This window comes from Glutamicibacter sp. BW77 (genome assembly GCF_002332285.1).
Lineage (GTDB): Bacteria > Actinomycetota > Actinomycetes > Actinomycetales > Micrococcaceae > Glutamicibacter > Glutamicibacter bergerei.
Genome location: NZ_NRGT01000057.1, coordinates 73,022 through 85,737, shown reverse-complemented (window position 1 = coordinate 85,737; position 12,716 = coordinate 73,022). Strand labels below are relative to the sequence as shown.

At 56.5% G+C, this 12,716-nt stretch carries 9 protein-coding genes and 1 riboswitch; all 9 genes read left to right on the top strand.

Annotated features, from left to right (window positions below; genetic code table 11):
* The first annotated feature begins 48 nt into the window (after window positions 1-48).
* The 9 genes from CIK74_RS08740 to CIK74_RS08700 all read left to right on the top strand — a co-directional run bounded on the left by CIK74_RS08740 (window position 49) and on the right by CIK74_RS08700 (window position 12,612).
* Complete coding sequence (locus CIK74_RS08740) at window positions 49-1,197, top strand: serine hydrolase domain-containing protein (protein WP_096255628.1); 1,149 nt, start codon at window positions 49-51, stop codon at window positions 1,195-1,197.
* Window positions 1,194-1,967 (top strand): SGNH/GDSL hydrolase family protein, encoded by a 774-nt coding sequence (locus tag CIK74_RS08735; RefSeq protein WP_256382723.1) that lies wholly within the window; start codon window positions 1,194-1,196, stop codon window positions 1,965-1,967. The genes CIK74_RS08740 and CIK74_RS08735 overlap by 4 nt, the downstream gene beginning before the upstream one ends.
* Before the next feature lie 115 nt (window positions 1,968-2,082).
* Window positions 2,083-2,180, top strand: a riboswitch (glycine riboswitch).
* Between the two features lie 165 nt (window positions 2,181-2,345).
* Window positions 2,346-5,192, top strand: a complete 2,847-nt coding sequence (gene gcvP, locus CIK74_RS08730) for an aminomethyl-transferring glycine dehydrogenase (protein ID WP_096255627.1) — start codon at window positions 2,346-2,348, stop codon at window positions 5,190-5,192.
* 9 nt (window positions 5,193-5,201) lie between these two features.
* On the top strand, window positions 5,202-6,317 hold the full coding sequence (gene gcvT / locus CIK74_RS08725) for a glycine cleavage system aminomethyltransferase GcvT (RefSeq protein WP_096255625.1): 1,116 nt from the start codon (window positions 5,202-5,204) through the stop codon (window positions 6,315-6,317).
* A gap of 60 nt (window positions 6,318-6,377) precedes the next feature.
* Window positions 6,378-6,758 carry a glycine cleavage system protein GcvH gene (gcvH, locus tag CIK74_RS08720; RefSeq protein ID WP_096255624.1) on the top strand — a complete coding sequence of 127 codons (381 nt, stop codon included), beginning with the start codon at window positions 6,378-6,380 and terminating at the stop codon, window positions 6,756-6,758.
* Window positions 6,758-8,080, top strand: a complete 1,323-nt coding sequence (glyA, locus tag CIK74_RS08715; RefSeq protein ID WP_096255622.1) for a serine hydroxymethyltransferase — start codon at window positions 6,758-6,760, stop codon at window positions 8,078-8,080. Before gcvH ends, glyA begins: the two co-directional genes overlap by 1 nt.
* A 185-nt stretch (window positions 8,081-8,265) precedes the next feature.
* Window positions 8,266-9,675: an L-serine ammonia-lyase gene (locus CIK74_RS08710; RefSeq protein WP_096255621.1), complete on the top strand. Its 1,410-nt coding sequence runs from the start codon at window positions 8,266-8,268 to the stop codon at window positions 9,673-9,675.
* A 406-nt stretch (window positions 9,676-10,081) separates the two neighbouring features.
* Complete coding sequence (mgtE, locus tag CIK74_RS08705; RefSeq protein WP_096255619.1) at window positions 10,082-11,440, top strand: magnesium transporter; 1,359 nt, start codon at window positions 10,082-10,084, stop codon at window positions 11,438-11,440.
* A 62-nt stretch (window positions 11,441-11,502) separates the two neighbouring features.
* On the top strand, window positions 11,503-12,612 hold the full coding sequence (locus CIK74_RS08700; RefSeq protein WP_096255617.1) for an NADH:flavin oxidoreductase/NADH oxidase: 1,110 nt from the start codon (window positions 11,503-11,505) through the stop codon (window positions 12,610-12,612).
* Window positions 12,613-12,716: the final 104 nt, after the last annotated feature.

Sequence of the window (12,716 nt, the reverse complement as noted above, 5' to 3'; positions counted from 1 at the left end):
ACTGATACTAGTGTTAGTTGATAAGTAACAAGCACTTAAAGGATTTTCATGCATTCGGTTATTTCTGAAGATTTCGCACCACTTGCCGAAGCGCTCGAAGCTCGGGCCGCAGAAGAAGAAAATTACTCAGCCCAGTTAGCTATTTACCACCGCGGAGAATTGGTGTTAAGCCACAGCGTCGGCGAACACCTCTCCGGTGACGGACTGACCTGCATCTTCTCCTGCACTAAGGGTTTGAGTGCACTGGTAATCGCGCTACTGATCCAAGACGGTTTGCTTGATCCGACCGCTCCTATCGGTACTTATTGGCCAGAATTTGCTATCGGCGGCAAAGAAAAACTTAGCGTCGGAGAAGTGCTCAGCCACCAAGCTGGCGTGCTCGGCGTTCCCGGAGGGGTCCCCAGCGAAGTCCTGTTGAACTCGGCCGAATACGCCAAGGTCCTCGCCTCAATGCCAAGCATCTGGCCATTGGGGCAGAACATCGTGGGATATCACGCAATCACCATGGGCGTACTCATGGAGGAGCTCGTGCGCCGGGTGACCGGAGAAGAACTCAAAGACGTCTACGAAAAGCGTATTCGCGGACCACTAGGCGTGGACGCCTATATCGGGCACGGTCCAGAGATTGAACCACGCTATCGCGACGTGTTGCCTGCCGCTGATCAAGCACCTGCCTTCATGGATCCATTCTCACCGACCGGACTATCGGTGAACTCCACCTCAGGCTTCGCCCTAGAATCCGGTCCGGTCTACAACTGGCACGAGCTAGCCAACTCGGCGCAGGTGCGCCGCTTGGGTCCAGCATCCATGGGTGGGGTGGCCAACGCCGAGGCGCTCGCCGGGATTTACGCCGCCTCCTTTGGCGCAGTACCGGCCCTTGGCGTGAGCAAAGGATTGCTCAGTGCCGATACCTGGGCTCAGGTTTCTACCGAACTTGTGTACGGGCCAGACCGTACCAATGGACTACTGCAAGCATTCGCCGTGGGCTTCATGAAGGCCACGGCCCGCAATGATTACGGCTCAATCTTCGCCTACGGCCACGACGGGGCGAACTCATCGTTGGCTTTCGCTGATCCGGCCTACCAGCTCGGCTTTGGATTCATCCCTTCACGCAATGAAGGACCCAAGGACATTTCAACTGGTGTGAAGCTCAGCCAGCTGGCACGCCAGCTCATCTTGGCGAAGGGAGCAAAGTGAAATTCCTTGCGCTAGGAGATTCCTTCACCGAAGGCGTCGGAGATATCAGCATGGTGCGCCCGAACCGGGTGCGGGGCTGGGCGGACCGAGTCGCCGAAGTATTGTGCACCCAAGGTGATTGGCAGTACGCGAACCTGGCGATTCGTGGCAAAAAGATTGGTCAGGTCATCAATCAGCAACTCGACGCAGGGTTGGCACTGAGGCCGGATCTGGTAACTATCTATGCCGGCGGGAACGATATTTTGCGCCCCAGCGCCGACCTGGATGCCCTGATGCGCGGTTATGACGGAATGGTGCGTCGCTTCATTGAGGCAGGCAGTACCGTGGTGCTCTTTACCGGTTTTGATACCGTCGACTCGCCGCTTTTTAACAAGACACGGCCACGCACGGCGATCTATAACGAGAAGATCCGCGAAATCGCCGATAACCACGGGGCGATCGTGGCAGATTACTGGCGCTGGAGAGAATTTTCTGACCTGCGTTACTGGGCCGGTGACCGTCTGCATATGAACGAATTTGGCCACACGCTGATGGCCTACAAGGTGCTGGAACTGCTTGGAAAACACAACATCGCAGACCCGCAGTGGGTAGAGCAAATCAATCTTCCTGGCTTACCTGAGCTCCCGGTTAATTCGCGCGGTGAAAGATTACGCCAAGACATGGGCTGGGCGAGAGAGCATTTAGGTCCATGGGTTAAACGCCGGCTTACCGGTACTTCTTCGGGGGATACCTTGTCAGCGAGGTACCCCGACTACGTCAAACTGTCCTAAAAGACGCGATTGTTTGCATTTATGAACCGGGAAGGGTTTTAAGTCTTGGACTAGCCTCGCGGTAGCAGGTAAGATGTGACTGTGTCTCAGATCATTAGAGCTGGGCCGCAGCCTTCGACGGATGGCGGGAGAGACCCGTTCACACCATGGATGGGCGCCGTAGGAGCAATTCCTCCCCAGGAAACTCTCAGGCCCCCGTACCGCCATCACGAGGCAACTCTGGAAAGAAACCGGCCCGTTCCGGTTCACCGAAGGTGCAAGCAACCGGCTTTGTTGGTCGGATGTGTAAAACTCTCAGGTTATGAAACAGGGATGGGGAGGGACAGAGACCTTCCTTTGGCATGCGCCAAGACAGATCCCCCTGGAGATAACTGCACCATGACTATTACGCAGACCTCGGCATCCACGAGTAGCGAATTCGTGTCACGCCACATTGGCCCACGTCCGGCCGATGTAAACCACATGCTCTCGACGCTGGGTTATTCCAGCCTCGATGAGCTCATCGACACCGCAGTTCCGGCTGATATCCGCCAGGCTTCTGCCTTGGATCTTCCCTCGGCACTGAGCGAAACCGAAGCGCTGGCTCACCTGCGCGGCTTGGCTTCCAAGAACGTGATGAAGACCCAGATGATTGGTCAGGGCTTCTACGACACCATCACCCCACCAGTGATCCGTCGGAACATCGTGGAAAACCCAGCGTGGTACACCGCTTACACCCCGTACCAGCCAGAAATCTCGCAGGGTCGCCTCGAAGCGCTACTAAACTTCCAGACCATGGTCATGGATCTGACCGGCCTGCCCATCGCTAACGCCTCGATGCTTGATGAATCTTCATCGGCAGCCGAAGCGGTGCTGATGATGCGCCGTGTCAACAAGAAAAAGGGCAATGGCAAGACCGTCCTGGATTCAAATATCTTCCCGCAGACCATCAAGGTCATCCAGGGACGCGCGGATGCGCTGGGCTTTGAAATCGAAGTTGCCGACTTGGCGCAGGGTCTGCCCGAGGGTGAAATCTCCGGTATCGTGCTGCAGCAGCCGGGCAACGACGGCTCTATTGCCGACCACAAGCAGATCATCGCGGCCGCCAAAGACGCCGGCGCGATGGTCACTGTTATCGCCGACCTGCTCGCGCTGACCATGATCACCCCTCCGGGTGAGCAGGGCGCGGATATCGCAGTGGGCAACACCCAGCGCTTCGGCGTGCCACTGTTCTTCGGTGGCCCGCACGCAGCCTACTTCGCCGTGGCTGACGGTCTGACCCGCTCCATGCCAGGTCGTCTGGTTGGCGTCTCCAGCGATGACGCCGGCACCCCTGCTTACCGTTTGGCACTGCAGACTCGCGAGCAGCACATCCGCCGCGAGAAGGCCACCAGTAACATCTGTACCGCACAGGCACTGTTGGCAATTTGCGCCTCGATGTACGCCGTCTACCACGGCCCAGCAGGCCTAAAGATGATTGCTAGCCGTGCACACAACCACGCACGTGTCATCGCCAGCTCACTGGTAGCCGGTGGCTTCACTCTGGCCAGCGACTCGTTCTTCGACACCGTAGTAGTGAACGTCGACGATGCACCAGCGATCATTTCCAAGGCCGCTGAGTCGGGCGTGAACCTGCGTAAGGTTTCCGAAACCCAGGTGGGTATCTCCACCGATGAGGCCACCACCGCGGCGATTGTTCGCTCGCTGGCAGAGGTCTTCGGTCTTGAGCTATCCGCACCAGAGGGCTTCGACATCCCAGAGGGCCAGGTTCGCACCAGCGAGTTCATGACTCACCCAATCTTCAACACCATTTCCTCGGAAACCCAGATGATGCGTTACCTGCGCCGCCTGGCCGACCGCGACCTGGCGTTGGATCGCACCATGATCCCACTGGGCTCATGCACCATGAAGCTGAACTCGGCCGCCGAGATGGAATCCATCACCTGGCCAGAGTTCGCTTCGATCCACCCATACGCTCCGGCCGAGCAGACCGAAGGCTGGCGCGAGCTGATCACCGACCTTGAGGGCCGGTTGACCACCATTACCGGATACGCTGGCGTTTCGATCCAGCCAAACGCCGGTTCCCAGGGCGAATACTCGGGGCTGCTTGCCATCTCCGGTTACCACGCCTCCCGCGGCGAGGGCCAGCGTAACGTTTGCCTGATCCCGGCGTCGGCCCACGGCACCAACGCGGCCTCCGCAGTACTTGCCGGCATGAAGGTTGTTGTCGTAAAGACCGCGGCAGACGGCACCATCGATGCGAACGATCTTGATGCCAAGATCGAGGCGAACAAAGATGTCCTTTCGGCCATTATGATCACCTACCCATCCACCCACGGTGTCTATGACGCGGACGTACGCGAAGTCTGCGACAAGGTCCACGCCGCCGGCGGTCAGGTCTACATCGACGGTGCAAATATGAACGCACTGGTCGGTCTGGCTCAGCCAGGTCAGTTCGGTGGCGACGTCAGCCACCTGAACCTGCACAAGACCTTCTGCATCCCACACGGTGGTGGCGGACCAGGTGTTGGCCCCATCGGTGTGGGCGAACACCTCGTGCCATTCTTGCCAGGTGACCCATCGGGTACCTATTCCGAGCGTGACGGTGTGCCGGTAGTGGCTACCGCGTTCGGCTCCGCCGGCGTACTGCCAATTTCTTGGGCTTACATTGCCATGATGGGTGGCGACGGGTTGACCGACGCGACCAAGACCGCGATCCTGAACGCCAACTACATTGCCAAGCGCCTGAACGAGTACTACCCGGTACTGTTCACCGGTAACAAGGAATTGGTAGCTCACGAGTGCATCCTGGATCTTCGCGAACTGACCGCGAAGACCGGAGCTACCGCAGAAGATGTGGCTAAGCGCCTGATCGACTTCGGTTTCCACGCACCAACGCTGTCCTTCCCGGTTGCTGGCACGCTGATGGTTGAGCCAACCGAGTCCGAAGACCTGGTCGAGATCGAACGCTTCATCGAAGCGATGATCACCATCCACCAGGAAATGCAGGAAGTTCTTGCAGGGGTCTACAGCATCGAAGAGTCGCCACTGCGCAACGCTCCACACAGTGTCTCGGCCGTAGTCAACAGCAGCTGGGATCGTAAGTACTCCGTAGAGCAGGCAGCCTTCCCGGTCGCCAGCCTCAAGCGCGATAAGTACTTCCCGGCCACCGGACGCATCGACGGTGCAGCTGGTGACCGTAACCTGATCTGCTCCTGCCCACCTCCTGAAGCCTTCGAAGACTAGGACATCGTGATGACTGATATTAAGCACACAGAGTTACACGAGAAGCACGCCGAATTAGGCGCTTCGTTCACCGACTTTGGTGGCTGGGATATGCCACTGAAGTATGGTTCGGAACTAGCCGAGCACAAGGCAGTACGTTCCACCGCGGGCCTTTTTGACCTCTCCCACATGGGTGAAGTTTGGCTCACCGGCCCCGAAGCCGGCGTGGCACTGAACACCGCGCTGGCTGGCAACCTCGCGGTGATGAAGGTCGGCAAGGCTAAATACTCGCTGATCCTCAATGAAGACGGAAAAATCATTGATGACCTGATCGTTTACCGCCTCGGCGAAGAACGTTTCCTGGTGGTTCCAAACGCTGGCAACGCACCGGTAGTCGCCGCCAAGCTGGCAGAACGCGCAGCTGGCTTCAACGTGGTCGTTGATGACGCGTCCGCACGCACCTCGCTGATCGCGGTGCAGGGCCCGAACGCAGAAGCGATCGTGTCCGCACTGGCAGCCGATGAGCAGACCGTGAACGCCGTGAAGGAATTGAACTACTACGCGGCAATCGAAGTAGTTCTGGGCGGCATCGACGTGCTGCTGGCACGCACCGGCTACACCGGTGAGGACGGCTTCGAACTGATCATCGCCAACGAAGATGCCACCGCGATCTGGGACAAGACCGTGGAAGCAGGCAAGGATCACGAGTTAGTTCCTTGTGGCCTGGCCTCACGTGACTCGCTGCGTTTGGAAGCTGGCATGCCGCTATATGGCAACGAGCTGTCCGTTGACCGCACCCCATTTGACGCTGGATTTGGTCCGGTAGTTTCCTTCAAGAAGACCGAAAACTTTGTTGGTCGCGAAGCTCTTGAAGCACTGCGAGGACAAACCCCGGCACGCAAACTTGTTGGCCTGAAGGGTCTAGGCAAGCGTGCAGGCCGTGGCGGATACGCCATCGTCAAGGATGGGGAGACCATTGGTGAGATCACCTCCGGTCAGCCATCGCCAAGCCTGGGCTACCCGGTAGCTCTAGGTTACGTAGATGTTGCATTTAGTGAAGTTGGAACTGAGCTAGATGTCGACCTTCGTGGCAAGACTTTGCCATTTGTGGTCGTAGAACTGCCGTTCTACACCCGAGCCAAGTAACGTTTAACCTAAGCGGGCGTCGTAAAGACGCCCACCATTTCCCTTGGGAGAGGAATTATCGTGAGTAAAGTTCTTTCATCGTTGCGCTACTCGGCCGAACACGAGTGGATCGATGCAGCATCACCAGCCAAGGTTGGCATCACCCAGGTGGCTGCCGACGCACTAGGCGACGTGGTTTACGTTGACCTTCCAGAAGTTGGCGACACCGTCACCGCAGGCGAGACCTGTGGCGAAGTTGAGTCCACGAAGTCGGTTTCCGACCTGTACTCGCCAGTGACCGGCACCATCGTTGAGGTCAACCAGGAAGCCGCCGATAACCCGGCAATCCTGAACGAAGACCCATACGGCAACGGCTGGCTGTTCACCGTTGAGGTCAGCGAAGAAGGCCCACTGCTTTCCGCAGTAGATTACGCCAGCGCGAATGGTGGAAACGTCGAGTAATGAGCAATACAACTTTTGAATCCCTGGCCCCTGCGTCCTTGACGCAGTCGCTAGCGGAGCTAGATCCAGAGATTGCGCAGCGTATCGATGCCGAGCTGGCTCGTCAGCAGCGTGGTCTGGAAATGATCGCTTCGGAGAACCACACGGCGCAGGCAGTGATGCAGGCGCAGGGTTCGGTACTGACTAATAAGTACGCTGAGGGTTACCCGGGTCGTCGTTACTACGGTGGTTGTGAAGAAGTTGACGTTATTGAGACGTTGGCTATTGAACGGCTCAAGGACCTGTTTGGTGCGAAGTTCGCTAACGTGCAGCCGCACTCTGGTGCGCAGGCTAACGCGTCGGTGTTCCACGCGTTGGTTCGCCCGGGCGATACCGTGATGGGTTTGAACCTGGCTCACGGCGGTCACCTGACTCACGGGATGAAGATCAACTTCTCGGGTCGTTTGTTCAACATCGTTCCTTACGGTGTGGATGAGACGACTTACGAGGTGGACATGGATGAGGTGGAGCGCCTTGCCGTGGAGCACCAGCCGAAGATGATTATTGCTGGTTGGTCTGCGTATCCTCGTCAGTTGAACTTCGCTCGGTTCCGCGAGATCGCTGACAAGGTTGGCGCGTACTTGTTCGTTGATATGGCGCACTTTGCTGGCCTGGTCGCTGCAGGGTTGCATCCTTCTCCGGTTCCGCATGCGCATGTGGTGACGTCGACGACCCACAAGACCCTTGCGGGTCCACGTGGTGGCATTATTTTGTCGAATGATGCGGATATTGCGAAGAAGTTGAATTCGGCGGTGTTCCCTGGTCAGCAGGGTGGTCCGTTGGAGCATGTGATTGCTGGTAAGGCGGTAGCCTTCAAGATTGCTGGGACGCCAGAGTTCAAGGAGCGCCAGGAGCGCACCTTGGCTGGTGCACGCATCTTGGCTGAACGTCTGACCCAGGAAGACGTTGTTGCCAAGGGTATCAGCGTGTTGACCGGTGGCACCGATGTTCACTTGGTACTCGTTGACTTGCGTAACAGCGAGCTGGACGGTCAGCAGGGCGAAGACCTCTTGGCACAGGTGGAAATCACCGTGAACCGTAACTCGGTTCCGTTTGACCCACGCCCGCCAATGGTCACTTCCGGCCTGCGTATTGGTACTCCTGCGTTGGCGACTCGTGGTTTTTCTGAGGCTGCTTTTGTTGAGGTTGCGGAGATTATTGCGCAGGCTTTGATTGCTGGTGTTGATGGCAATACTGCTGTCTTGCCAGAGCTTAAGGAACGAGTGCTAAAGCTCGCCGAGGCTCATCCACTGTACCCGGAACTTAAAAAGGTTTCCGAGTAACAGCTTCTGATTGAAAGAGGGGCCCGGAAAGCGGAAACATCGCGTTCCGGGCCCTTTGTCTCTCTCGCATCTGGCACCCACAGAAAATGCGAGGCACGGGGACGAACCACAAATTTCTACCCCACCACACAATTATTTGGTGCTTGCAGTACCGAATTCTCTCTGTTCTAAGGAAGTGACCCGTCATGGCGGTCAGCGTATTTGATTTGTTCTCGGTTGGTATTGGACCATCTTCCAGCCACACCGTGGGACCAATGCGTGCGGCGCACGCATTCGTGGCCCAGGTGATTCGTGAAGGCCAGCTTGAAGCCCTCACCTCCCTGCGCATTGATGTTTACGGTTCGCTCGCAGCGACCGGCCGGGGTCACGGAACCTTCACCGCAATCATGCTTGGACTCGAAGGGTACGAGCCAGAAAATATTCTGCCAGCCCAGGTTGATGAGCGCTTGGCACAGATGGAACAAAGCGGCGTACTTCGCTTTGCGTCCCAAATGGATGCTCGCAAGGACCTGAACTACACCGTCAACGACATGATTCAGCACCCGTTGACGGTCTTGCCGCGCCATACCAACGGCGTAAAGTTCATTGCTCTTGATGCAGCGGGCGAAGAACTACTGAACGAAACGTTCTTCTCTGTCGGTGGCGGATTTATTGTGCGCGAAGGCGCCGAAGAACGCCTTGAAAAAAACCTCGAAGAAAAGGTCAAGCAGCAACCGTACCCGTTCACTACCGCTGCACGATTACTGGAACACTCAAAGAATTCTGGCAAGTCAATTGCCGAGATCATGATGGCCAACGAAGAGACCTACCGTACTCGCGAAGAAATTCGTTCGGGTCTGGTTCATATTTACAAGGTCATGGAGGAGTGCAAAGACGCCTCCTTGGAACGTACCGGCGTGCTTCCCGGAGGACTCAAGGTTCGTCGCCGTGCCCCAGAGTGGCATGAGCGTTTACGCAAGGAAGATAAAGACCGTGATCCGGTGTTCTGGCAGGAATGGATCAACCTGGTGGCACTGGCAGTCAATGAAGAAAACGCTTCGGGCGGGCGAGTTGTCACCGCACCAACCAACGGTGCTGCCGGCATCATCCCAGCAGTACTCTTCTATGCAACCCATTACGCCCCGGGCGCTAAATACTGGAACGAAGAGGAAAAGGATGACGCTGTAGTGCGCTTCCTACTCACTGCTGGCGCCGTAGGTGTGTTGTACAAGGAGCAGGCTTCGATTTCGGGTGCCGAGGTTGGTTGTCAGGGTGAAGTTGGTTCTGCCTCATCGATGGCGGCCGGTGGCCTCGCCGAAATCCTCGGCGGTACTACAGCTCAAGTAGAGAATGCCGCAGAGATCGCCATGGAGCATAATCTTGGACTGACCTGTGACCCCATTGGAGGTCTAGTGCAGATCCCGTGCATCGAGCGTAACGCGATTGCAGCTTCTAAGGCCGTGAACGCCGCAAAAATGGCGTTGATGGGAGACGGCGAGCACCACGTTACCCTGGACGAAGTTATCATCACCATGCGTGAAACTGGCAAGGATATGAGCGATAAGTATAAGGAAACTGCGATGGGCGGTTTAGCCGTCAACGTTGTCGAATGCTAATTCGATAGGTTGCAAAGAGCGTGTGGTGACTGCTGGTCACCGCACGCTCTTTGCGTTGGCGGATGTGATCTTGTCGTGCTGATGTCCTTTATGGGTGCGGAAGGTGATAGAAATGAAGCAAGGTGTTTCTCGGGCGTAAGCCCGGACCTATTCAAGGAGGTGAGCTGCATGGACGATGGTTCTAGTCGATCTATGTACACGCGACCTCCCTTTTTCCTTCTTTAAGCTGAGCCTAAGTGCTGGGTTAAACGGTGGGGTATCGCGCTTCGATTCCTTTTCGTTTCGCTTCATTCGTCGCGCGAAGACCGAATGACTTGTCACCCGTTTGTTTTCCGGGTGGCGATTCAATTGTGCTTCGTATTATTTCCCGGAATGACGCGTCTAAACACCGTTTGGACTGATCCTTATGCGCTCTTCAATTCAAGTAGACTTCTCGACCATTTCCTCGCAGATTCAAGATCTTTTAGAATCACAAGATTTCAAAGAACTCGCTGCGCTCCTGCGTGAGCTGAACTTGCCACAAACCCTGCAACAACTTCATCGGCTCTCGGCCAAAGAAATGGCCATCGCTTATCGACTGCTAGCTAAAGAACAGGCGCTGGCGGTCTTTGCACGCTTAGAGCCGGCCCTGCAAGCCGAACTTATCAGCGGCTTGCAACACGATACGGTCAGCGAAACCTTCGCAGTCATGGCTGCCGATGATCGCGTGGCGCTCCTCGATGAGTTGCCTGCCCATCTAGCGGCAACGCTGCTGCAAGGGCTGGACTCAGCACAGCGAGACGAGGTCAATGTGTTGCTGGGGTACCGTGCCGGAGTCGTGGGCCATCTGATGAATCCATACTTTGTCATCACCCACCCAGAGCTGACCGTGCGCGAAAGCATGCAACGAGTGCGCGCCAAACTTGAGACCGCAGAAAGCGTTTATACCCTCGTAGTCACCGATTCGACACGTAGGCTACGTGGCGTCGTTTCATTGCGTGATCTCTTGGCAGCAAAGGAAGAGCAACTAATCTCGGAGCTGCTGACCCCTGGCGATGGCGTTAGTGCCGAAGAACCAGTGCTGGAAGCTGCCCGTCAGGTGGTATTGAGCCAAGAATTACTGACCCCGGTGGTAGATTCTGAGCGTCGTGTGGTGGGCGTGTTCAGTCATTCTGATGCGGTCTCGGTGCTAACCAATTCCGATGAACAACGAGCTGCTCGTAGTTCGGGTGCCGAACCATTAAGACGACCTTACTTGAGCACCACGATTGGTTCTCTCGTCAGAAGCAGGATCGTCTGGTTGTTGGTCCTTGCCGTCGGTGCGACGCTCACCGTGCAGGTACTTTCGAATTTCGAAGAAACTCTCGAATCAATGGTTACCCTGAGCTTGTTCATCCCGTTGATGGTAGGTATCGGAGGAAATACCGGAAACCAGGCGGCTACGACAGTCACTCGGGCGCTGGCGATGGGCGATGTGAGGGTGGGGGACCTTGGGAGGGTCTTGCTGCGTGAACTTGGTGTGGGACTGATGCTCGGATTGAGTTTGGGAACTATTGGTTTCGGCGTAGCCGGATTCATCTTCGAATGGTCCATCGCGATGATCATTGGGATCACACTGGTGGCCCTGTGTACTATCGCGGCCGGAGTCGGTGGAGTGATGCCAATTATTGGCAAATGGCTAAAAGTTGATCCCGCTGTATTTTCCAACCCATTTATCTCCACCTTTGTCGATGCTGCCGGTCTGATCGTGTACTTCTCCGTGGCAGTGGCTGTTCTAGGACACTGATACCTAGCTCGCAAAGCTGGTTATCAAGGAATAATTACTTGAACTGAAACGTCACACTAGGCATGCCTGAAAGCAAACTTTTTACCCCAGTCACTATCCCAACGAAGGCCGGAAAGGGACTAACACTACGCAACCGCGTGGTCCTGCCTCCCATGTGCCAATACGTGATCGATAAGCAAGATGGTGTACCCACTACGTGGCAATTGGCGCATCTTGGATCTATGGCTCACGGCGGTTTTTCACTGGTGATCGCCGAAGCTACCGCGGTAGCCGCCGAAGGACGCATCTCGGATCGAGACGCCGGACTGTGGAATGACCAGCAGGTTGAAGCGTGGAAGCCAATCACCGAGTACATCCGTTCCCACGGAGCCGCAGCTGGCGTCCAGTTGGCTCACGCCGGAGTTAAAGCTTCAACCTATGGCTGGTTGAAAGAACTCGAAGATCAGGGCAAGGTCGGCAGTCTCAGTGCAGAAGATGGCGGCTGGGAAACCTTCACGTCCAGCGCCGAGGATCTGTACGGGCTAAATCCGGGCACCGAGATGACTGTCGAACAGATCGCCAGTTCCGTTCAAGATTGGTCCGAGGCTGCCAAGCGTGCAGACGCTGCAGGATTTGACCTGATTCAGATTCACGCCGCACATGGTTACCTGATTCACCAGTTCCTCTCACCACTGTCCAATAAGCGCACCGACCAGTACGGTGGCAGCTTTGAAAATCGCACCCGCTATTTGCGCGAAGTCGTGCAGGCCATCGTCAAGGTTTGGCCAGAGCACAAAGCTTTAGGCATCCGCTTCTCCGGTGAAGACTGGGTTGACGGTGGTTGGCACATCGCGGACACCGTGAAAATTGCCACCGAACTCTACGAATACGGTGTGCGAGCATTTGATCTGTCCAGTGCCGGAATCGGGGCTTTCCACGGCCCTACCGGCCCCGGCTACCAGGTCCCGCTTGCTCAAGCAGTGAAGCAAGCCTTGCCGGAAGACGCTTTTGTGACGGCTGTGGGAGTCATCACCGATGCGGTCCAAGCCGAACACATCTTGGTGACCGGCCAGGCTGACGGTGTCAGCGTGGGACGCGCCGCACTGGGCGATCCGCAATGGCCAAATCGTGCGGCTGAGCAGCTTGGCGCACAAAAATCTCACCCACCTCAGTACTGGCGCGGTCGCTGGTAATAAACCTAGGTCGGGTAACGATTTTGGGTTAACACGTGGGATCTTTGTGCTTTGCTCTTCCCGCTATCGACGTGCGATGTTACGTTAGTCACACGGATCTAGTC

Excerpts from the sequence above, each read along its gene's own strand:
- CIK74_RS08740 (WP_096255628.1), top strand. The coding sequence starts at position 49 with ATGCATTCGGTTATTTCTGAAGATTTCGCACCACTTGCCGAAGCGCTC.
- gcvP (WP_096255627.1), top strand. The coding sequence starts at position 2,346 with ATGACTATTACGCAGACCTCGGCATCCACGAGTAGCGAATTCGTGTCA.
- gcvT (WP_096255625.1), top strand. The coding sequence starts at position 5,202 with ATGACTGATATTAAGCACACAGAGTTACACGAGAAGCACGCCGAATTA.
- glyA (WP_096255622.1), top strand. The coding sequence starts at position 6,758 with ATGAGCAATACAACTTTTGAATCCCTGGCCCCTGCGTCCTTGACGCAG.
- CIK74_RS08710 (WP_096255621.1), top strand. The coding sequence starts at position 8,266 with ATGGCGGTCAGCGTATTTGATTTGTTCTCGGTTGGTATTGGACCATCT.
- mgtE (WP_096255619.1), top strand. The coding sequence starts at position 10,082 with ATGCGCTCTTCAATTCAAGTAGACTTCTCGACCATTTCCTCGCAGATT.
- CIK74_RS08700 (WP_096255617.1), top strand. The coding sequence starts at position 11,503 with ATGCCTGAAAGCAAACTTTTTACCCCAGTCACTATCCCAACGAAGGCC.